Below are 19,888 nucleotides of genomic sequence, written 5' to 3' on the forward strand. Positions count from 1 at the left end.
CGGAGCCTCTCGGGTCATGACAGTGCGTCGATGATCAACAACACCTTGCCCAGATTAGCGTTGCTCTCCAGCAGCCGATGGGCCTCGGCCGCCTGATCGAGGGGCAGGCGCGCATGGATCTGCGGCCTGACCTGCCCGGACGCGAGCCAGGGCAAGACGTGCTCACGAATGCACGCGGCCAGCCGGGCTTTTTCCTCGGGGCTCTTGGGGCGCAACGTGGACGAGGTCAGGCTCAAGCCCTTGCGCATCACCGTTTGCAAGTCCACTTCCACTTTCGCGCCTTGCAGGAACGACAGGCTGACGTGGCGACCGCCCATGGCCATCGCCTGAAGATTGCGCGCCACGTAAGACCCGCCGACGTTATCGAGGACCACGTCGACGCCACGGCCCTCGGTGCAGGCTTCGATCACCGCGGCGAAATCCTCGGTGTGGCGATCCACCGCTCGCCAGACGCCCAAGGCCTCCAGCATCGCGATCTTTTGCGCGCCGCCCGCCGTGGCAATGACCCGCGCACCGGCGGCCCGGGCGCATTGCACCGCAAAACTGCCGACGCCACTGGCGGCGCCATGGATCAATACCGTGTCGCCTGCCTGCAACCGGCCCAATTCGAACAGGTTGTGCCACACCGTAAACGCGGCTTCAGGCACGCCAGCGGCATCGATCAGCGACAACTCGGCAGGAACGGGCAGGCACTGATCCGCCCGTGCGACGCACAATTCCGCGTAGCCACCGCCGTTCAACAGCGCCATGAGCCGATCCCCCACGGCCACCCCGACCACGTCACTGCCGAGCGCGACGACGGTGCCCGACACCTCCAGCCCCAGCACGTCCGTGATGCCTGGCGGGATGGGTATGCCGCTGCGTTGCATCAGGTCGGGGCGGTTCACGCCAGCGGCGGCTACTCGTATCAGCACCTCGCCAGCGCCGGGTCGAGTTAGCGGGCGCTCGATCAAGGTCAGCACCTCAGGGCCACCCGGCTCGCGGGCGATCACGGCCCGGAGCGTGTCGGGCAAGGCGTTCATGAGCGACGCTCCGTAGGACGAACGCGATGAGCGATGCAGGCAAAGGTTGTCATGGAAAATCCGAAATCAAAGAGAAGAGGGGAGTTCAGCGGCCAACGCCGTGAGCCCCTGAACGTCAAAACTCAACCCGGCCGCTGCGCCCACGGGCCAACGGCTCAGGGCGTCGTGACCCGAATGGCGCACGAACAGATTTGACCCCAGTGCTGGAACGTCCAGCTGGATATCGACATGGTCGCCGTAGACCGCATGGGCGATGACGGTAGCGCTGAGCAGGGTGTCTGGCCCCAGCGCGTCGAGGCGAATGCTCTCGGGGCGCAGAGAGATCATCAGGCGTTCGCCGACCTCGGCCTGCACCCGCTCAAATGGCACCCGCAGCAACGCACCGCCGAATGCCAGCACGGCCCCGTCGTCACGGCTTTGGTAACGCCCGGAGAGCCGGTTGATGCCATCGGCGGCAGGGTGCGTCGATGTTGCAAATGGCGTGTTGTGTGGGCTGGCCATGGGAGGCTCCGGTGGCGAGGAAACGCAGGAATCAGGCGGCGGTCCAGTCGTCCGGGATCACGGCGATGACGTCGATTTCCATCAGCCATTCCGGCTGGCCCAACCCGGAAATCACCAGGCCGGTGGAGATCGGGAACACGCCCTTGAGCCACTTGCCGACTTCGCGGTACACCGGCTCGCGGTAGCGCGGGTCGATCAGGTAGGTGGTGGTCTTGACGATGTGCGAGAGGTCCGAACCGGCCTCTTCCAGCAGTTGCTTGACGTTTTTCATCGCCTGTTCGGCCTGTGCCCGTGGGTCGCCCAGACCCACGAGATTGCCAGCAAAGTCGGTGCCGATCTGGCCCCGGACGTACACCGTGTTGCCAGCGCGCACGGCCTGGCACAGGTCGTTGTCCAGCGACTGATTGGGGTAGGTCTCTTTGGTGTTGAACATGCGGATGCGAGTGTGGGTAGGCATGGCGTAGCTCTCGTTGAAATAGCGCTCGTTGAAATAGATCGCGTGAAAACAGGTCGCGGGACAACCGTGAATGGCCCCAGCTTCACACTGCCCCCAACAGGGCGAAACCAGCATTTGCGTGGGGCAGTGATTAGGAAAAACCGAAGGGCCTGTAAACCCTTATCCGGCGCGACGTTTCGTGGGTCAGCGCCGGCCAGCCATTCAGTCTCAGGAGCGCTCGTAGGTCATGTAGCCGTTCTGCAGCACGATGTGGTCGGCGATGTATTTCGCGTCGTGCCACACGCCGTAGATGAACGAGGACGCGCGGTTCACCAGGTTCGGCAGGCCGAGGAAATAAATCCCGCTTTCCGCGCAGATGCCGCGCTTGTGGAAGGGTTCGCCCTTGTCATCGAAGGCGTTGACCTGCAACCAGCTGAAGTCGAATTTGAAACCGGTGGCCCAGAGAATCGTGGTGATGCCTGCGGCTTCCAGATCGAGGCTGAGGATCGGGTTGATCAGGCAGTCCGGGTCGGGCAGCAATTCCCAGGCGTCGGGCTCCGGCGGGAACGGCAGGCCGTTCTGTTCGATGTACGCATCGGCATCGCGCAGCACGTCGAAGTACGCGCGGTCGCCTTCGGCCACGTTGGCGGCCAGGCCTGGTTCGAAGCTCATCACGCCGTTATCAAAGGCCTTCGTCAGCCCCACCAGATTGATCCCTTGGTGCGCCAGACGACGGAAGTCCACGGTTTTGCCGCCTTCATAACCGCTGACCGCAAACGCCACGTGCTTCTTCTTCGGCGTGATCCGCACTTCGTCCCACAGGCCCAGCGCGCCCAGCCACCAGCAGTAATCGCGGCCACGGTAAGCGCGGGGAGGGCGGTAGTGTTCACCCACCGAGAGGTAGACGGTCTTGCCGGCCTTTTGCAGTTCTTCGGCGATCTGCGAGCCGGAAGCACCGGCACCCACCACCAGCACGGCACCCTCGGCCAACTGGCCCGGGTTTTTGTAGCTGGAGGAATGCAACTGCTGAACCTTGGCGGTCTCGGGCACGATGTTCGGTACGGCAGGGCGCTGGAACGGGCCGGTCGCGGCCACCACGTTGTTGGCTTCGATCACGCCTTGGGAGGTGGTCACCTTGAAGCCGGGGCGGCCGACGTGGCGCTCGACTTTCAGCACCTCGACGCCGGTGCGCACCGGGGCCTTGAGCATGGCAACGTAGTCTTCGAAATAGTCGGCCATGCGCTCTTTCGGCGGGAAGGCTTCCGGCGACACGTCGCTGAATTTCAGGCTCGGAAAACGATCGTGCCAGGCCGGGCCGTTGGCGACCAGCGAGTCCCAGCGCTCGGAGCGCCAGCGTTCAGCGATGCGGTTGCGCTCCAGGACGATGTGCGGCACTTCCATCAACGAGAGATGCTCGCTCATGGCGACACCCGCCTGGCCTGCGCCGACCACCAAGGTGTTGATTTTTTCGACTGACATGTGAACTTCCTAAAGAGAGCGACCTTGATCGGTTGGGCCGATGCCTGGGCACCGACAGCGTGTCGAGAAGGCACAGGCGCCTAGCAGACGTCGTCCATCTGCGAGGGCAGTGTGATCAAGGGGCTGTCGTATAGGAATTCTGCTTTTTGAACGTAGAGCTTAGGAAAAACCGAACCCTGCTTCGGCACCCCGCACTGGATGATGGCACTTCGTCGCATGCTGCCAGGGTCACCAATGACCCGGCATGAAGCGTGCAAATGCAGTCAGTCGAGGGGCCGCGCAATCCTGCGCCCTGTCGTCAACATCGCGGAGGGCGTGATGCTCAGTCGTATTACTCAGCGTCAGTTGGAGTACTTTGTCGCATCCGGGGAAGCGGGCAGTATCAGCGCCGCGTCGGAGCGCATTCACGTGTCGTCGCCGTCCATTTCGGCCGCCATCACCCACATGGAATCCGAGCTGGGCATTCAGTTGTTCGTCCGGCATCACGCCCAAGGCATCTCGCTGACGGCCGTGGGGCGGCAGGTGATGCAAGAGGCCAAACTCATCCTTGAACAGATGAGCAACCTTTATACGATCGCGTCGGAATCCTTGAACACCGTGCGCGGGCCATTGCGCGTCGGCTGCATGCATTCGCTGGCACCGATGATCACCCCCGAGCTGGTGTTCGGCTTTGGTCGGGCGTTTCCGGGCGTGCGCATCAGCCAGGTTGAAGGCGACCATGAACAACTGCTGGACAAGCTGCGCAGCTCTGAAATCGACATCGCGTTGACCTACGATTTGATCGCCAGTGAGGGCATCGATTTTCAACCGCTGGCGAAGCTGCCGCCGTACGTGATGGTCGGCGAACACCACCCCTTGGCCAACGTCTCAGCGGTGGGGATTCAGGACCTCGAACCCTATCCCATGGTGCTGCTGGACATTCCGTGGAGCCGGGAATATTTCCTCAGCCTGTTCATTCCCGCCGGCGTCACGCCCAACATCGTGATGCGCTCCAGCAACCTCGAAACCGTGCGCGCTTTGGTCGGCAACGGCATCGGCTACAGCATTGCAAACGCCCGGCCCAAGGGCAACATTTCCCAGGACGGCAAGCGCCTGATCCGCATCCGTCTGGCCGGTGAACAGCACGCCTTGCAGCTGGGTTACGCCACCGCCAGCAACGCTCAGCCGTCCCGCGTGGTGTCCGCCTTCATCGAGCGCTGCCGGATGTTCGTGTCGGACCAGTACATCCCCGGCATGGCCGCGCCAAGCTTCTTCGATCCCCACGCCGTGCGGGCCGCCGCCGACGCCGAGTGATCGACCGCGCACCACGGTCGATCATCCCGCGCCGCCTTCGTTGCTTCGGATTTTCTCGCCCCACTTCCAAGCCAGAAACGAATTTAACCGACGCCACCGTGCCTGCAGACTGCAGTCACAGGATGAGCCCAAGGACGATCACGGACACGCCGCACTGAAATGTGGCGCCCGCCGGAGCGCGGCCTGAGTGATGCTCCATTGCGGGGCGTTTCCGGTGCACGCTGATCGAGTGCGTTCCATCGCACATTTTTTGATCGCACGGCTGCATCGGATCTGCCTACTCACTGGTCCGGTTAATCCTAATTGACCGTTAGCGCGTCTCTCCCCGAATCTCGTTTCAACGGTGCAGCCGTGAGACGGGGTCGAGTGAGACGCCCGGTTGGACTTTCTGATTTTTTGGTAGAGCGCGGCGACGATGACATTCGACTGGAATTACATGTTTGGTTTGCTTTTCGATGCCGAGTTCTGGCGTGCGACGTGGACCGTCATCAAGCTGAGTTTCGTGACTTGGCTCGTCAGTATCGGCCTCGGATTTTTCGTGGCGCTGGCCAAGCAGTCCAAACGCCCGTTGCTCAGTGCCCCGGCCCGCGCCTACATCTGGCTGTTCCGCAGTGTGCCGCTGCTGGTGCTGCTGATCTTCGTCTACAACATCCCGCAGGCCTTTCCCGCGGCGTCAGTGGTCCTGGGCGACCCGTTCTGGGCCGGCTTGCTGGCGATGGTGATGTGTGAAACGGCATACGTGGCGGAGATTCATCGCGGCGGGTTGCTCTCGATTCACAAGGGTCAGACCGAAGCCGCACGGGCCCTCGGGCTGCGCTTTCTCGGCACCCAATGGCGGGTGGTGATTCCACAGGCATTGCGGGTCGCGTTGCCGTCGCTGGCCAATGAATACATCTCCATCGTCAAGCTCAGCTCGCTGGTGTCGGTGATCTCGTTGACCGAAATACTCATGGTCGGTCAGCGCCTGTATTCGCAGAATTTTCTGGTGATGGAAACCATGGCGGCGGTGGCGTTCTATTACGTGCTGATCGTCACCGTGTTCGACTTCCTGCTCAAGCGGCTGGAGACATACCTCGACGTCAACCAGCGCAACGTGTCCCGCGTCCCCGATGCCGCCGTGCTGGCACTCGCCACGCAGCAACGTGAAGCCGTGCAGCGACCGATCACCACGGGTTTGCAAGCTCCGGCGTTGCAGGCCAACCGGTTGCACAAGGCCTACAACAACGTCGAAGTGCTGGGGGCGGTCAGCCTGAAGATTCAGCCCGGGGAAGTGGTGTCGGTGATCGGCCCGTCCGGTTCCGGCAAGACCACGCTGATTCGCCTGCTCAATGGCCTCGAGCAGATCGACAACGGCGACATCCAGATCAACGGCCAGCCGTTCATTCACCTGAACAAACAGGGCGCGCAAAAGCCGCAATACGTGGAGCACGCCGAGCACCGGTTGAACATCGGCATGGTGTTCCAGAGCTTCAACCTGTTCCCGCACCTGACCGTGCTCGACAACCTGCTCATGGCGCCGCGTTACCACCGCCTGGGTCGTCTCGATGACCTCAAGCAGCAGGCCTATGCCTTGCTGCACAAAGTCGGGATGCTCGACCACGCCTGGAAATACCCGAGCCAGTTGTCGGGCGGTCAGCAGCAACGCGTGGCGATAGCCCGGGCCTTGATGATGCGCCCGCAAATCATGCTGTTCGACGAGCCGACCTCCGCGCTCGACCCGGAAAAAGTCAACGAGGTGCTACAGGTCATCGAAGCCCTCGCCCAGGAAGGCATCACCATGGTGATTGTCACCCATGAAATGAACTTCGCCTTCAAGGTGTCCGACCGGATCGTCTTCATGGAGAAGGGCCGCGTGGTGTGCGACGACGAGCCCCAGGTGCTGCGCAACGGCCATAACCCACGTGTCGACGCATTCCTCAAGGATGTCTCGCTGGCGTGATCCCCCCATCGTCCAAATTTGAAGAAAGGTAAGCAGATGATCGAGCAAGCGCAGATTGAGCAGTTCCACCGCGACGGCGTTCTGGTGGTGGAAGGGGTCCTCTCGGCGGAGGAAGTGGCGGCGTTGCAGCACGACTTCGACCAGTGGGTGGAGGAGAGCCGCAGCCACGAGCAGGGCTGGGGCGAAACCATCGACGGCCGGGCGCGTTTCGACCTCGAAGGCGACCACCGTGCGGATCACCCGTCGCTGCGTCGGGTCAGTTCGCCCACGGAAATTTCAGCCGCCTATTTCCAGGTCGCGCTGCAATCGCGGATGGCGCAAATCGCTGCGCAATTGATCGGTGGCAACGGCACGCGCTTTCACCACAGCAAGATCAATTCGAAGCTGCCCCACACCGCGACTCAGGTGAAGTGGCACCAGGACTTTTTGTTCACGCCCCACAGCAACGACGACATCGTCACCGCGCTGTTGATGGTCAGCGAAGTGACCCCGGAAAACGGTCCGTTGAATGTCATCCCCGGCAGCCACAAGGGGCCGCTGTGGTCCCACTGGCATGACCAGCGTTTCACGGGTGCCGTGGACGACGAGGTCGTCGATGAGCACTGCCAGACGCCCGTGGCCTGCTTCGGCCCGGCGGGTTCCGTCTGCTTCATGCACACCCGTTTGCTGCACGCTTCAAGCCCTAACGAGACCGAACTGCCGCGCACCCTGTTCATCGGTGTTTACGCCGCTGAAGACGCGCTGCCATTCGGCGAAAACCCTCTGCCCAGTGAGCACGCCGGCCTGATGGTGGCCGGTCAGGAAAGTGGCCTCGTGCGCTCCACGGCCAACCACATGCGGTTGCCGCAGAAACCCCGTGGCGCTTCTTTTTTCGTGCAACAGGCCGGGCAAGACCGAGCCACTGCCTAACTTCTCTTAACCTTGCGGGGATTCACCATGACAGCGTTGCACCAGATTGTTCGCCCTATTGCCCTGAGCCTGGTTGGCGCAGCGGTTGCGATGACCTCGTTGGCGGCCTCGGCCTTCCAGCAGGATGGCAAGATCATTGCCGGTTCCGATGTGACATTTTTCCCGTATGAGTACATGGACAACAACCGTCCTGCCGGCTTCGACATCGAGCTGATGGATGGCTTGGGCAAGGTCATGGGGCGCAAGGTGGAAACCCTCGACACGCGCTTCCCGAACCTGATCACGGGTCTCCAGGGCGGTCGTTTCGACGTTACCAACTCGTCGATGTACATCACCGGCGAGCGGGTGAAAGTCATCGACATGATCCCTTACCTGAAAAGCGGCGAGTCGATCCTGGCAGTCAAAGGCAGCGCCTATCAGCCCAAGCGTCCGGAAGACTTCTGCGGCCACAAGATCGGCTCCATGGCCGCCACCTCGTGGTTGCAGCAGATGCACAAACTCTCCGACGAGTACTGCGTGAAAAACGGCCTGCAGCCGATCGCGATCAGCGAATACGCCACCGACCCGCAGACCACTCAAGCGATGCTCGCCCACGCCGTCGAAGCGCAAATCACCGACGCCGCCGTGGCCCGTGGCGTGGTCGACAAGCTCGGCACCCGCGTGGTGATTTCCTCCGACACCCTGATCTACCCGGTGCTCAACGGCTTCGGCGTGAAGAAGGGCAACGACCAGATCAAGACGGCGTTGGTGGATGCACTGGCCAAGTACCGCGCGACCCCGGAATACGCGGCGTTGCTGAAGAAGTACAACTTCGAAGCCCCGACCGACGAAGACATCGCGGCACTGATGCCGAAACCCTGACACGAGCCTGTCGCGTGAGCCGCATCCCACGGTGCGGCCACGCCCTGTGGAGACCTGATTCATGGCGTTATCACTCGAAGAGCAGGCGCGCATCGACCTGGCCGCGACCTTTCGCATCGTCGCCCACTTGGGTATGCACGAAGCGGTTGCCAACCATTTCAGCGCCGCCGTTTCGGCCGATGGCAAGCAATTCCTGATCAACCCGAAGTGGAAACACTTCTCCCGCATTCGCGCCAGCGACCTGTTGCTGCTGAACGCCGATGACCCCGCCAGCGCCGAGCATCCCGACGTCGATTCGACCGCGTGGTCGATCCACGGACAGATTCACCAGCGCCTGCCGGAAGCCCGCGCCGTGCTGCATCTGCACCCGGTCTACACCACCGCCGTGGCTTGCCTCGCCAAGCCCCAAGTGCTGCCGATCGACCAGAACACCGCCCGCTATTTCAACCGCATCGCCGTGGACGACATGTACGGCGGCATGGCCGACACCGAAGCCGAAGGCGCACGCCTCGCCGGGCTACTCGACGGCAAACGCCGCCTGCTAATGGGCAACCACGGCGTCATGGTCATCGCCCCGAACATCGGAGAAGCATTCGACGACATCTGGACCCTGGAACGCGCCTGCCAGATCTACGTGACAGCCCTGTCCACCGGCCAGCCGCTGCGGGTACTGTCAGATGACGTGGCGGAAAAGACGGCGAAAGGCTGGGAGAAGATTACTGATTTTTCTCGGCGGCATTTTGAAGAGATGAAAGAGCTGATGATTGAGCAGGACCGCTCGTTGTTGGATTGAATCCGTGAGTGGGCGCCGGTTGCTCTTACACGGTGAACGGCGCCCAGGCGGGTTCAGGTGCTTGCCCCAGTGCGTTCGAAGTCTGCGTTCTCTTGCACCCGCCAGCCCTGAGCAATCCCGAACGCCACCTCAAACACAGTAAAGCCCAGCAGCAAAAAGCTCGCCCCATGGGCCACGGCATAGAGTTGCCACACGGCGAACAACCCGCGGGCCAGCGCATCGTAGAGGCCAACGATTCGGCTGGCATGTCTCAAGCGCCACAGGGACCAGACCACCACCACACTGCCGAGCAGATTGGCGAGCAGCATGGCCGTGACGTCCAGCGTCGGTATTGGGCGATCCAGCCCCAGCGTGTCGGACATTTTCGCAAACCCCTCGAACACCCACGTCGCCGTCCAGGGCGTCATGAAGCCTGCCGTCACCACCAAGTCATATCCGGCGCTGGCCCGGACGATCTGTTTATTGCGCTTTACGCTGACCATCGTCATCCCTCACAGTTTGAGCCCGCAGGCTAAAGCCTGGTCCTAAGTCCAGAGTCAATACGGGCGTCGAGCATCATGAGAATTGGCGAAGTGGCAGCGCTCACCGGGGTCTCGGTGGATGCGTTGCGGTTTTACGAAGAGAAGCAGTTGATCAAGCCACAACGGACGGCCAACGGTTATCGGCTGTACCCCGAGCAGACCGTGCAGTTGGTGGGGTATATCAAGCTGGCGCAGCAGTTGGGGTTTTCACTGGCAGAGATTGGTGAAAATTTGCCGCTCTTGTGGAACAGCGAGGCGGTGTCGGCGCAGGTGCTGGCGCAGCTGTTCGCCGAAAAGATCGCAGTGCTGGACGCTAGGATCGCGCAGATGAGCGTGTTGCGCGGGTTGTTGGTGGAACGGGCAGGGCAGGTGTGTCCGTTGTTGGCGTCGAACTGAGAGGGTTCTTCGGCACGCCGCGAATCCCTGTAGAAGCGAATTCATTCGCGAAAGGATTTGGCAAGCGACACATCTGCGTCGGATGTACGGCCTTCGCGAATGAATTCGCTCCCACAGGGTTATGTGGATCGTCAGGATTTTGTGAACGACGCCATGCCTCTGTAGCGGCACGGCTTGCCGGCGGTGGCGCACTCACGATCGCTGCCGCCGGCAAACAGGACGTTTACGGAATCACAACTTCGGCAATTGCCCGATCCGTCCAAACATCTCGGTCACGATCTGCAAGTCCAACAAAAACTGCTCGGTGGTCTTGAACTCGCTGTCGGTGTGGCCGGTGTATTTGACGTCGGGGCGGGCCAGGCCGAATTGCACGCCGTTGGGCAGTTCGTGGACCGAGGTCGCGCCCGCCGAAGTGCCAAACGTGTGCGGCATGTTCAGGTTTTCACTGGCCACGGTCAGCAGCGCCTTGACCCATTCGCCTTCCGGATTGCGGTACATCGGCTCGGCAATCGACACGTCGAACGCCGGAGTGATGCGCGCTTTCTCGGTCCAGGCGTCGAGTTTTTTACCGATCTCGGCCTTGAGGCTTTCCGGCGACTTGCCCTTCGGCACGCGCAGGTTGACCGCCAGTTTGAACGCTTTGTCGTCCTGCGCCACGTAGGTCAGCGAAGCCGTCAGCGGGCCCATGAACGCATCCGAGAAACCAACGCCCAATTTTTCGCCGAGATAATCCAGCCCCCAGTTGTCCGTCGCATAACGGGCCGCGTCGGTGATCGCGTTGTGTTTGAGCGCGACTTTGCCGTCGAGGCTGTTGAGGAAACCCAGCATCCGCGCCACCGGATTCACACCCGATTCTGGCTCCGATGAGTGCGCCGACACGCCGGTCACGGTCAGGCTGACACCCTTGCCCTCGACCTTGGTATTGATGTCGAAATTGCCGCCGTTGCGCTGCACGTAATCGACCCCGGCTCTTTGCAGCTCGGCTGCCAGCGCTTCGGGTGTGTCGGTGACGAAGGTGGCCACCGAGCGCGACGGAATCTGGTTCGTCGCCATGCCGCCGGTCATCGACGTCACCTCGGCGCCTTGACCTTCAGCGGCACGGCGAGGAAAGGTCGCCATGACCGTCCCGTAACCTTTCTCGGCGATCACCACCGGGTAGCTGCCGTCCAGCGCGAGGTTGTATTCCGGCACCGGGTTGCGCTCGAAATAATAGGGAATCGCGTCGCCTGCGGTTTCTTCCGTGGTGTCCACCAGCAGCTTGAACGTACGGGCCAGCGGCAGCTTTTCTTCCTTGATGATCTTCATCGCGTACAGCGCCACGACGATGCCGTTCTTGTCATCCTCGGTGCCGCGGCCATACATGCGGTCGCCGATCAGCGTGACCTTGAACGGGTCGAGGTGCGTGCCGTCTTCCAGCACCCAGTTCTCCGGGGTGACCGGCACCACGTCGGCGTGGGCGTGAATCCCGACCACGTCCTTGCCCGCACCTTCGAGGGAAATCTCGTAGACCCGGTTGTCGATGTTGCGGAAATTCAGGTGGAAGGATTCGGCGAGGCTTTTGATCTTCGCCGCGATCTCGATGAACGCGGGGTTCTCGTGCTGTGGCACGCCGTCCTGGCGAACGGTGGGGATCGCCACCAGCTCACGCAACGTCTCAGTGGCCGCCGCGCCGTATTTAACGCGGGCATACAGGCCGAGCAAACGGTGGATCTCGTTCTGCTGTTCAGCAGTCAGGGGCTTGTTGGCGAGGAACCCAGTGATGGCGGGCGTGAGTGTGTCGGTTTTTGCGAGGTCGCTCTTGCCGACACGGTCGAGGAACTGCCTGAAATCCTTGACCGATGCATCGTTGAACGAAGAGAGAATCGCGGTGCCCTGTTGGGGAGTAAGGTTGGCGAACGCGGCAGGGCTGAACGACGAAAAACTCGCCAGCACTAGCGTGGCCGCAGCCAGGTGCTTGAGGGAAACATTCATTGCGTAGGGCATTCCTTTGCAGGCGTTTTTGAGGGATTTCTGATCGCTTGATCAGAATGATCTGCACGCTAACAGCGCAGGGGAGGAGGGGAAACCTTTGTCAGCTGATGTGTCGCGATGATGAGAGGAAGTGGCGCAGATTTGAAAAAAAGCACGCTATTGGTTGGGCTGCCTCTGTAGGAGCGAATTCATTCGCGAGGGGCCGGTACGGCCGATACACAAATATCGCCTGTGCTGCCGTCTCGCGAATGAATTCGCTCCTACAGGGAGTCCGTGTATTCAAGGGCGTGCCGGGAATAAGCGATTTCCCTGTAGCAGTCCCACCGCTGTGCGATGCGATCAATCCTGTAGGAGCAGCCGGAGGTTACGACGGCCGCGAAGGCGGTGTATCAGATAGCCTGAAGCGCGCTGATACACCGCAGATCTCCTTTACTCGTTGATCCGCGGATGCTGCTGCACCAGCTCTTTACGCTTGGCTTCCAGCTCCGCGATCTGCTGATCGAGGTCTTCGATCTTCTGTTCGATGTTGTCGTGGTAGTCCTCCAGCAGCTCCTTGGCTTCTTCAAGGTTGGAGGCTGCCGGGGCTGCGCCGCGCAGGGGTTTATTGGCGGTTTCTTTCATGGTCAGGCCGGTCACCAGACCGATGACCGCGACCACCATCAGGTAGTACGCCGGCATGTACAGGTTATTGGTGGTTTCCACCAGCCAGGCGGCGAGGGTGGGGGTGACGCCCGCGATCAGCACCGAGACGTTGAAAGCACTGGCCAGCGCGCTGTAACGGATGTGCGTGGGAAACATCGCGGGGAGGGTGGACGCCATCACACCGATGAAGAAGTTGAGCACCACGGCGAGGATCAGCAGCCCGGCGAAAATCAGGCCGATCTTGCCGCTGATGATCAACATGAACGCTGGAATCGCCAGGATGAACAGCGCGATGCTGCCGACGATGATGAAGGGTTTGCGGCCGATCTTGTCGCTGATGAAACCGATCAGGGGCTGCACGAACAGCATGCCGACCATGATCGCAATGATGATCAGCACACCACGGTTTTCGCTGTAGTGCAGGTTGTGGGACAGATAGCTCGGCATGTACGTCAGTAGCATGTAGTACGTAACATTGGTCGCGACCACGATGCCGATGCAGGTCAACAGGCTACGCCAGTGCTGGACGGCGACTTCCTTGAACGAGACTTTCGGGCCGTGGGACAGGCCCTCGCGGTCACCCTGTTCGAGCTTCTCCACGTGCTGCTGGAACGCCGGGGTTTCTTCGAGGGCGTTTCGCAGGTACAGGCCGAGCATGCCCAGCGGCAGGGCGAGGAAGAACGGCAGGCGCCAGCCCCATTCCTGGAATTTGTCTTCGCCGATGACGGCGGAAATCATCACCACGATGCCCGCGCCCAGCACGAAACCGGCGATGGAACCGAAGTCCAGCCAACTGCCGAGGAAGCCGCGTTTGCGGTCGGGGGCGTACTCGGCGACGAAGATCGACGCGCCGGTGTACTCACCACCCACCGAAAAGCCTTGGGCCATTTTCGCCAGCAACAGCAGGATCGGCGCCCAGATGCCGATGGAGGCGTAAGAGGGGATCAGGCCGATGGCCGTGGTGCTGAGCGACATGATGACGATGGTCGCGGCGAGGACTTTCTGTCGGCCGTATTTGTCACCCAGTGCGCCAAAAAACAGGCCACCCAGTGGGCGAATCAGGAAGGGCACCGAGAAGGTCGCCAGCGCGGCAACCATTTGCACGCCAGGCGAGGCGCCGGGGAAAAACACTTTGCCGAGCACGTAGGCGACGAAGCCGTACACGCCGAAGTCGAACCATTCCATGGCGTTACCGAGGGCGGCTGCGGTGATCGCCTTACGCATCTTCGCGTCATCGACAATCGTGATGTCCTGCAGCCCAATCGGTTTGACTTTTTTCTTGCCTAATTTCATACGGGTCACTCAGTTGCGGAATCGGTCTAGCCTGCAGATGCCATCGTAGTGGTGGCACCGCTCTACCCGATCAGATACATGAGGACACGAAATAATTCAGCGAGGGGGGGGGATTTTTCGGAAAGCCGGTGGCAGGCGCCAACTCCTGTACCTGTGCTGCTACAGCGAGCCATGTTGTTCGAAACCTTCCTCTACACCGCGCACCCTGTGGGAGACGCCGGAGGTTACGACGGCAGCGATGGCGTCGGGACAGGGTTGAATGCATCCCCTGACACACCGCCTTCGCGGCCGTCGCACAGCTCCGGCTGCTCCCACGGGTTCGGTGTCGGCCGCAAACCGTTAGCCACTCCGCTTCCTGGAGCAGCACGGCTTGTCGACGGTTGCGTGTATGAAATCGCACCGTCGACAAGCGGCGCTGCGACACGACGCCCGCTCAACGCATCAAGGACGAATGTCAGCCTTGAACCATTTCTCGGACAGACGTTTCACGGTGCCGTCTGCGAGGGCTTCTTTCAGGGCCCCGTCGAATTTCTCGCGCAGGTCGTTATCCGCCTTGCGGAAGCCCAACGCTTCGCCCGGGCCCCAGATGTCACCACCGATTTTCGGGCCGATCATTTTCACGGCGGCGTTATCCGGGGTTTCAAGGGCGGAGGTGAAGAAGGTCACGTCGTCGAACGCGAAGTCGATGCGACCGGCGTTCAGATCAAGCAGGTGCTCAGCGGACTTGGCGTAGGTGCGAATGTCCGCCACGCCGGTGAAGTTGTCCTCGACGAATTTGGTGTACGCCGTGCCGGTCTGGATACCGAGGGTTTTGCCCTTGAGCATCACTTTCATTTTGTCGATGGCGGCTTTGTCTTTCGTCGGATCGCCGCTCAGTTTGAGCACTTCGTTGCTCGGCATGCTGGCGATGATCTTGGGATCGGCGCTGACGAACACGGCCTGGGTGTTGGCGTAAGGGATGGAGAACGCGATCTCGTTCTGACGCTCGGGGGTGATGACGATGGCGTCCATCAGCACGTCGAATTTGCCCGCGTTAAGGCCGGCGATCATGCCGTCCCAGTTTTGCGCTTGCAGCTTGCATTCGAGCTTGATGCGGGCGCAGACGTCTTTCAGCAACTCAGGCTCGAAACCGGAAATCTCACCGCTGGGCAGGGTGATGTTCCAAGGCTCATAGGCGCCCTCGGTCGCAACGCGAACCGAAGTCCATTCCTTGGCGGAAGCCGCTCCGCCGAAAACCAGGCTGCCGCCCAGTGCTGCACACGCGAGGATTTTTTTAGTGACGTTATAGGTGTGGCCCATGTGTTTCCCCATCTGGTTGAAAGGACTGGCAGGGTCAAGCTAGATCAAAAGCCGCGAATCGTCTGTTTTTATTATGCTGCTGTGTTTTCGGTATTTGGCTGGGCCGCACGCCCATAAAAACCGATCTGCTCTTCGGCGCTGAAGATCACGCCAGGCTTTTCGTAGTACGAGAACACCGCGACCATCCGTTCGCGTTGACCCTGTACCGGCGTCACCCGGTGCGCGGTATTTTTCCCACGAAACACATTGAGAGTGCCAGCGCTCAGACGCAGTTTCTGCACCTTGGGGTCGTTTCCACGCAACAAGTCGGCCACGCCGTCGTAATTGGGATCGTCCGCCGTGCGCAGGTCGGTGCGGTATTCGAACTCACCTCCGGCTTCCGGCGCCTGGAGCATCAAGGTGGTGGTGAACTCCGAACGGTCGAAGTGCCAGTTCAGGGTTTCGCCTTCGCGGTAGCTCATCACATTGACCCGCGCCAGAGGGTCGGCCATGACGTACAGCGCCGGTTTTTCCATCACCGCGCTGAGGAATGCCACCAGCGGCGGGTATTCGTAAACCTCGGTGACGACCGTGCTGGCAAGCTGATCGCCGCACAGGGTGTGGCTGACCGTCTCGACCTTTTTCAAGGCCGGGTGATCGGCGGGCAATTCCGGGATCTCCGGTTTGAAATAGATGTTGTGCGAGCGTTTGTGCGTGTGGGATTCGGCGTCCATGGTCGGTTGAATCTGCCGAGCAGCCAGTCCGACGTGTTCGTCCTGAATGAAGCCTTCAAGGCTGAACATGCCGTTGCGGGCCAGTTCGTCGCGGGCCTTGTCGACCAGCGCGGTCCATTCCTCGCTGCCGACGCGGTCGAGCGGGTAGCGCTGAAGATTGATGACGGTGTTCATGTCGGCACTCCTTGTTGAAGGGCGGCCTGTTTATGCGAGGCCGCTGAGGTATGGCCTAAAGCTAACGTGGGGAAATCTTCGCAACAACGGCAAAAATTGTTAGCCTCCCCCTAGAAAAACTTGGGGAAGACGCTCATGAAACGATTGCCACCCTTGAACGCCGTGCGCACCTTCGAAGTGGCGGCGCGATTGGCGAGCTTCGTCGCGGCCGGGAAGGAGCTCGGGGTTTCCGCCGCAGCGGTGAGCCAACAGGTGCGCCATCTGGAGGAATACTTCGGCAAGAAGCTCTTCGTGCGCAGCGGTAATCGCCTGTCGTTAACCGACGCCGGGCTGGCCATTTTTCCGCAGACCTCACGGGCGCTGGACGACATCGCTGCCATGACCGTTCGCCTCCTTGAAGGGGAAATGCGCACACGATTGATCGTCAGCGTGCCGTTCTCCCTGGCGGAGGTGTGGCTGGCGCCGAAGCTTGCGGCCTTGCTCGAAGGCTATCCGCAGTTGTCGGTGGACGTGCGGGTCGAAGACGATCCCGTGGACCTGGCCCGGCACGACGTCGATATCCGTGTCAGCTATGGCGACTATCACTACCCTGGCCTTGAAGCGATTCCCTTGGTGCACGATCACGTCGTGCCGCTGTGTGCACCGGAATGGTGGTATCGCCACGGCAACAGCGAATTCGACCTCACGCGCATTCACGAAAGCCTGTTCATTCACACGCAATGGGGGCCGAATTACGCGTCCCATCCGACGTGGAGCGACTGGTACGCCAGTGAGATCGGGCAGCCGTCGCCGGACCCGGCACTGGGCCGACGCTCCGGGCTGTCGAGCCTGTCGATCACCTTGGCAAAGCTCGGGTGCGGGATTGCGCTGGGGCAAAAGCTCATCGCCCAGCCTGATCTGGCGGCGGGGCGGTTGATCGTGTTGTCTGCGCGTTCTCTGCCGCTGGGGCACCCGTACTGCGCGTTTGTGCCGACCGAGAAACGCAAGCGAGCGAATGTGCAGAGTTTTCTGGGGCTCTTGTCTGACGCATGAGGTGATATCGAGACAACCCCGCAGGGCATCGCTTTGGCGATCCTACGTGTTACACCCTGACGCACTCCAATGGCGCCAGATGTTTCCCACCGCCCCAAACCGATGCGTCCTACGCAGCCTGAACAAAATACCCACATACCCCATTACGGAACCTTATCCCCCTTCAAACGCCTGAACAGAGGGGTTGCAACCCGATCGGCGACGATCCCAAACGATCTGGCAATCAAATTGCATATGCTTGTAAAGACAAGTATGTATGAGTTGGGGGTGTCGTCAGACACCGGACCTTGAACTGTTTGCGGCGGGAATGACGCTATGGATCTCTTACAGCTGCTCAGCTTCGGTAACGGCGGGTGGGGCGCGGCCTTGCTCAAGGCCGCAGGCATGACGGTGGTGCTGACATTGGCGGCGTTGCTGGTGGGGGCGGTGGCCGGGAGTGCCGTTGCGGCGGCCAAGCTCTCGCGCCGTCGCTCGTTGCGTTACCTCGGCGACGCTTATTCGATCCTGTTTCGCGGGATTCCCGAATTGCTGGTCATCTACCTGTTCTACTTCGGCGGCGCCACCGTGATGGGGGCCGTCAACCATTGGTTCGGCGGCGAAGGGTTCGTCGACACGCCACCGTTTCTGGTCGGCGCGCTGGCGGTCGGGCTGATCTCCGGCTCCTATCAGGCGGAAGTCTACCGGGGCGCCTACCTCGCCATTGTGAAGGGCGAACTTGAAGCCGCGCTGGCTATCGGCATGACCAAGGGCATGCGCATCCGTCGCGTGCTGATCCCGCAAGTGTGGCGTTACGCGCTGCCGGGGCTGGGCAACGTCTGGCAGATGACCCTCAAGGATTCGGCACTGATTTCGGTGATCGGCCTCGTCGAACTGATGCGCGCCAGTCAGGTGGCAGCCGGTTCCACGCGCCAATACTTCACGTTCTACATCGTCGGCGGCGCGTGTTACCTGATCCTCACCGGGCTGTCAGGACGCCTGTTCAACATTGCCGAAAACCGCGTGCAGCGCACCCAGCGCCGCAACCCGAACGCCTGAGAGGGGAACCACGATGATCGATTTTGCCTTTCTCAGTGACACGATGCTCAAGCTGCTGGCGGCGTTGCCCACCACCCTGAGCCTGTTCTTCGCCAGCCTGTCCATCGGCCTGTTGCTCGCCGTGGGCGTGGTCTCGTTGCGCGTCAGCCGCTGGCCATTTCTGAGCTACCCGGCACGCTTTTACATCTGGCTGTTTCGCGGCACGCCGCTGCTGATCCAGATGTTCCTCATCTATTACGGCCTGGGCCAGTTCTCGGCCATCCGCAGCAGCTTCATGTGGGAAATCCTGCGCTCGCCCTATGGTTGCGCGGTGGTCTCGCTGGCGATGTGCACGGCGGGTTACACCGCTGAAATCCTGCGCGGCGGACTGCTCGCCGTGCCTCAGGGCCAGATCGAAGCGGGCAAGGCCGTGGGCATGAGCCGCTGGACCTTGCTGTACCGGGTGATTGGTCCGGTCACCTTGCGTCAGGCCTTGCCGGCCTATTCGACCGAAGCGGTGTTGATGGTCAAATCCACGGCCATTGCCAGCCTGGTGACGGTGTGGGACGTGACCGGCGTCGCGCAGCAGATCATTCAGCGCACCTACCGCACGATGGAAGTGTTCCTCTGCGCGGCGGTGATTTATCTGGTGCTGAACTTCCTCATCGTTCGCTTCATGTCGTGGATCGAGTACCAACTCTCGCCGCACCTGCGCGAACGCCCTGTACAGCCGGTGGCCACCCCGGCCGCTGAAACGCCTCCATCCCTTTGAACACTGCGGAGCCCGTCATGAATTCAACCATCGAGACCGCGCTGTCGGTCACCAACATCTGCAAATCGTTCGGCTCGGTTCAGGTGCTCAAGGGGATTTCGCTGGACGCCCATCGCGGCGACGTGATTTCCATTCTGGGGGCCAGCGGCTCGGGCAAGAGCACTTTCCTGCGCTGCATCAACCTGCTGGAATCTCCTGACGAAGGCCGGATCGTGCTGGGCGGTGAAGTCATCGAGATGAAGCAGAACGGCAGCGGGCGACTGATGCCCAGCAACACCAAGCAGGTCGAGGCGATGCGCAGCAAACTGGGCATGGTCTTTCAGAGCTTCAACCTGTGGTCGCACATGACCGTGATGCAGAACATCATCGAAGGCCCGATGCGCGTGCTCAAACGCTCCCGCGCCGAGTGCGTCGAAGAAGCCGAACAACTGCTGCACAAGGTTGGCCTGTACGATCGCCGCGATTATTACCCGGCGCACCTGTCGGGCGGTCAGCAGCAACGGGTGGCGATCGCCCGCGCGCTGGCGATGAACCCGCAAGTGATGCTGTTTGACGAGCCGACTTCGGCGCTGGATCCTGAACTGGTGGGCGAGGTGTTACGGGTCATGCGCTCGCTGGCGGAGGAGGGCCGCACGATGCTGGTGGTGACCCATGAGATGGGCTTCGCTCGGCATGTGTCGAATCGTGTGGTGTTCATGGCCCAGGGCCTGATTGATGCCCAGGGCACGCCGGATGAATTGTTCGAAGGCTTGCCGACCGAGCGTTTCCGCCAGTTCGTCGCCAGCCACAACCAGCGCGCCGCCGAGTGATCGCTGCCTGGCGCCCCGC

The 19,888-nt window shown here is 61.3% G+C and carries 20 protein-coding genes; 10 read left to right on the plus strand and 10 right to left on the minus strand.

Annotated features, from left to right (window positions below; all coding sequences use genetic code 11):
* Positions 1 to 14: 14 nt before the first annotated feature.
* From AAEO81_RS14190 to AAEO81_RS14205, 4 genes are all read right to left on the minus strand, one after another.
* Positions 15 to 1,022: an NAD(P)H-quinone oxidoreductase gene (locus AAEO81_RS14190; protein WP_341964219.1), complete on the minus strand. Its 1,008-nt coding sequence runs from the start codon at positions 1,020 to 1,022 to the stop codon at positions 15 to 17.
* A gap of 66 nt (positions 1,023 to 1,088) precedes the next feature.
* Complete coding sequence (locus AAEO81_RS14195; protein ID WP_341964220.1) at positions 1,089 to 1,523, minus strand: TOBE domain-containing protein; 435 nt, start codon at positions 1,521 to 1,523, stop codon at positions 1,089 to 1,091.
* 31 nt (positions 1,524 to 1,554) lie between these two features.
* On the minus strand, positions 1,555 to 1,980 hold the full coding sequence (locus tag AAEO81_RS14200; RefSeq protein ID WP_341964221.1) for a RidA family protein: 426 nt from the start codon (positions 1,978 to 1,980) through the stop codon (positions 1,555 to 1,557).
* 207 nt (positions 1,981 to 2,187) lie between these two features.
* The gene (locus tag AAEO81_RS14205) at positions 2,188 to 3,438 is read right to left on the minus strand and encodes an NAD(P)/FAD-dependent oxidoreductase (protein WP_341964222.1); all 1,251 of its coding nucleotides are present in this window, start codon (positions 3,436 to 3,438) and stop codon (positions 2,188 to 2,190) included.
* 318 nt (positions 3,439 to 3,756) lie between these two features.
* Here AAEO81_RS14205 and AAEO81_RS14210 point away from each other — a divergent pair, with 318 nt between their 5' ends.
* The 5 genes from AAEO81_RS14210 (at position 3,757) to AAEO81_RS14230 (ending at position 9,233) form a co-directional block, all read left to right on the plus strand.
* Positions 3,757 to 4,731: a LysR family transcriptional regulator gene (locus tag AAEO81_RS14210; protein WP_166595425.1), complete on the plus strand. Its 975-nt coding sequence runs from the start codon at positions 3,757 to 3,759 to the stop codon at positions 4,729 to 4,731.
* Positions 4,732 to 5,146: 415 nt separating this feature from the next.
* Positions 5,147 to 6,670 carry an amino acid ABC transporter permease/ATP-binding protein gene (locus AAEO81_RS14215; protein WP_341964223.1) on the plus strand — a complete coding sequence of 508 codons (1,524 nt, stop codon included), beginning with the start codon at positions 5,147 to 5,149 and terminating at the stop codon, positions 6,668 to 6,670.
* A 36-nt stretch (positions 6,671 to 6,706) separates the two neighbouring features.
* Positions 6,707 to 7,579: a phytanoyl-CoA dioxygenase family protein gene (locus AAEO81_RS14220; protein WP_341964224.1), complete on the plus strand. Its 873-nt coding sequence runs from the start codon at positions 6,707 to 6,709 to the stop codon at positions 7,577 to 7,579.
* 27 nt (positions 7,580 to 7,606) lie between these two features.
* Positions 7,607 to 8,440, plus strand: a complete 834-nt coding sequence (locus AAEO81_RS14225) for an ABC transporter substrate-binding protein (protein WP_166595428.1) — start codon at positions 7,607 to 7,609, stop codon at positions 8,438 to 8,440.
* 61 nt (positions 8,441 to 8,501) lie between these two features.
* A complete protein-coding gene (locus AAEO81_RS14230) occupies positions 8,502 to 9,233 on the plus strand; it encodes a class II aldolase and adducin N-terminal domain-containing protein (protein ID WP_341964225.1) in 732 nt (243 codons plus the stop codon).
* Positions 9,234 to 9,286: 53 nt separating this feature from the next.
* Here AAEO81_RS14230 and AAEO81_RS14235 read toward each other — a convergent pair whose 3' ends face one another.
* Positions 9,287 to 9,715: a hypothetical protein gene (locus AAEO81_RS14235; RefSeq protein ID WP_341964226.1), complete on the minus strand. Its 429-nt coding sequence runs from the start codon at positions 9,713 to 9,715 to the stop codon at positions 9,287 to 9,289.
* Between the two features lie 75 nt (positions 9,716 to 9,790).
* Between AAEO81_RS14235 and AAEO81_RS14240 the strand changes: the two genes are divergently transcribed.
* Positions 9,791 to 10,150 (plus strand): MerR family transcriptional regulator, encoded by a 360-nt coding sequence (locus AAEO81_RS14240; RefSeq protein ID WP_341964227.1) that lies wholly within the window; start codon positions 9,791 to 9,793, stop codon positions 10,148 to 10,150.
* A gap of 231 nt (positions 10,151 to 10,381) precedes the next feature.
* On the opposite strand, the gene AAEO81_RS14245 is transcribed toward AAEO81_RS14240, so the two are convergent.
* From AAEO81_RS14245 to AAEO81_RS14265, 5 genes are all read right to left on the minus strand, one after another.
* A complete protein-coding gene (locus AAEO81_RS14245; RefSeq protein WP_341964229.1) occupies positions 10,382 to 12,121 on the minus strand; it encodes a dipeptidase in 1,740 nt (579 codons plus the stop codon).
* A 429-nt stretch (positions 12,122 to 12,550) separates the two neighbouring features.
* A complete protein-coding gene (proP, locus tag AAEO81_RS14250) occupies positions 12,551 to 14,056 on the minus strand; it encodes a glycine betaine/L-proline transporter ProP (RefSeq protein ID WP_166595443.1) in 1,506 nt (501 codons plus the stop codon).
* 224 nt (positions 14,057 to 14,280) lie between these two features.
* Positions 14,281 to 14,403, minus strand: a complete 123-nt coding sequence (locus AAEO81_RS14255; protein WP_341964230.1) for a hypothetical protein — start codon at positions 14,401 to 14,403, stop codon at positions 14,281 to 14,283.
* Between the two features lie 94 nt (positions 14,404 to 14,497).
* Positions 14,498 to 15,355 carry a transporter substrate-binding domain-containing protein gene (locus tag AAEO81_RS14260; protein ID WP_341964231.1) on the minus strand — a complete coding sequence of 286 codons (858 nt, stop codon included), beginning with the start codon at positions 15,353 to 15,355 and terminating at the stop codon, positions 14,498 to 14,500.
* Between the two features lie 71 nt (positions 15,356 to 15,426).
* The gene (locus tag AAEO81_RS14265) at positions 15,427 to 16,242 is read right to left on the minus strand and encodes a 2OG-Fe(II) oxygenase (RefSeq protein WP_341964232.1); all 816 of its coding nucleotides are present in this window, start codon (positions 16,240 to 16,242) and stop codon (positions 15,427 to 15,429) included.
* 135 nt (positions 16,243 to 16,377) lie between these two features.
* Between AAEO81_RS14265 and AAEO81_RS14270 the strand changes: the two genes are divergently transcribed.
* From AAEO81_RS14270 to AAEO81_RS14285, 4 genes are all read left to right on the plus strand, one after another.
* The gene (locus AAEO81_RS14270) at positions 16,378 to 17,274 is read left to right on the plus strand and encodes a LysR substrate-binding domain-containing protein (RefSeq protein ID WP_341964233.1); all 897 of its coding nucleotides are present in this window, start codon (positions 16,378 to 16,380) and stop codon (positions 17,272 to 17,274) included.
* A gap of 315 nt (positions 17,275 to 17,589) precedes the next feature.
* A complete protein-coding gene (locus AAEO81_RS14275) occupies positions 17,590 to 18,309 on the plus strand; it encodes an ABC transporter permease subunit (protein ID WP_341964234.1) in 720 nt (239 codons plus the stop codon).
* Between the two features lie 13 nt (positions 18,310 to 18,322).
* On the plus strand, positions 18,323 to 19,060 hold the full coding sequence (locus AAEO81_RS14280) for an ABC transporter permease (protein ID WP_166595448.1): 738 nt from the start codon (positions 18,323 to 18,325) through the stop codon (positions 19,058 to 19,060).
* Between the two features lie 17 nt (positions 19,061 to 19,077).
* Positions 19,078 to 19,869 carry an ATP-binding cassette domain-containing protein gene (locus AAEO81_RS14285; protein WP_166595449.1) on the plus strand — a complete coding sequence of 264 codons (792 nt, stop codon included), beginning with the start codon at positions 19,078 to 19,080 and terminating at the stop codon, positions 19,867 to 19,869.
* Positions 19,870 to 19,888: the final 19 nt, after the last annotated feature.

It is taken from the genome of Pseudomonas sp. RC10 (assembly GCF_038397775.1).
Taxonomy (GTDB): Bacteria; Pseudomonadota; Gammaproteobacteria; order Pseudomonadales; family Pseudomonadaceae; genus Aquipseudomonas; species Aquipseudomonas bambusae.

Bases quoted from the DNA above. Each gene is read 5' to 3' on its own strand.
- AAEO81_RS14190 (WP_341964219.1), bottom strand. From the start codon at position 1,022: ATGAACGCCTTGCCCGACACGCTCCGGGCCGTGATCGCCCGCGAGCCG.
- AAEO81_RS14195 (WP_341964220.1), bottom strand. From the start codon at position 1,523: ATGGCCAGCCCACACAACACGCCATTTGCAACATCGACGCACCCTGCC.
- AAEO81_RS14200 (WP_341964221.1), bottom strand. From the start codon at position 1,980: ATGCCTACCCACACTCGCATCCGCATGTTCAACACCAAAGAGACCTAC.
- AAEO81_RS14205 (WP_341964222.1), bottom strand. From the start codon at position 3,438: ATGTCAGTCGAAAAAATCAACACCTTGGTGGTCGGCGCAGGCCAGGCG.
- AAEO81_RS14210 (WP_166595425.1), top strand. From the start codon at position 3,757: ATGCTCAGTCGTATTACTCAGCGTCAGTTGGAGTACTTTGTCGCATCC.
- AAEO81_RS14215 (WP_341964223.1), top strand. From the start codon at position 5,147: ATGACATTCGACTGGAATTACATGTTTGGTTTGCTTTTCGATGCCGAG.
- AAEO81_RS14220 (WP_341964224.1), top strand. From the start codon at position 6,707: ATGATCGAGCAAGCGCAGATTGAGCAGTTCCACCGCGACGGCGTTCTG.
- AAEO81_RS14225 (WP_166595428.1), top strand. From the start codon at position 7,607: ATGACAGCGTTGCACCAGATTGTTCGCCCTATTGCCCTGAGCCTGGTT.
- AAEO81_RS14230 (WP_341964225.1), top strand. From the start codon at position 8,502: ATGGCGTTATCACTCGAAGAGCAGGCGCGCATCGACCTGGCCGCGACC.
- AAEO81_RS14235 (WP_341964226.1), bottom strand. From the start codon at position 9,715: ATGGTCAGCGTAAAGCGCAATAAACAGATCGTCCGGGCCAGCGCCGGA.
- AAEO81_RS14240 (WP_341964227.1), top strand. From the start codon at position 9,791: ATGAGAATTGGCGAAGTGGCAGCGCTCACCGGGGTCTCGGTGGATGCG.
- AAEO81_RS14245 (WP_341964229.1), bottom strand. From the start codon at position 12,121: ATGAATGTTTCCCTCAAGCACCTGGCTGCGGCCACGCTAGTGCTGGCG.
- proP (WP_166595443.1), bottom strand. From the start codon at position 14,056: ATGAAATTAGGCAAGAAAAAAGTCAAACCGATTGGGCTGCAGGACATC.
- AAEO81_RS14260 (WP_341964231.1), bottom strand. From the start codon at position 15,355: ATGGGCCACACCTATAACGTCACTAAAAAAATCCTCGCGTGTGCAGCA.
- AAEO81_RS14265 (WP_341964232.1), bottom strand. From the start codon at position 16,242: ATGAACACCGTCATCAATCTTCAGCGCTACCCGCTCGACCGCGTCGGC.
- AAEO81_RS14270 (WP_341964233.1), top strand. From the start codon at position 16,378: ATGAAACGATTGCCACCCTTGAACGCCGTGCGCACCTTCGAAGTGGCG.
- AAEO81_RS14275 (WP_341964234.1), top strand. From the start codon at position 17,590: ATGGATCTCTTACAGCTGCTCAGCTTCGGTAACGGCGGGTGGGGCGCG.
- AAEO81_RS14280 (WP_166595448.1), top strand. From the start codon at position 18,323: ATGATCGATTTTGCCTTTCTCAGTGACACGATGCTCAAGCTGCTGGCG.
- AAEO81_RS14285 (WP_166595449.1), top strand. From the start codon at position 19,078: ATGAATTCAACCATCGAGACCGCGCTGTCGGTCACCAACATCTGCAAA.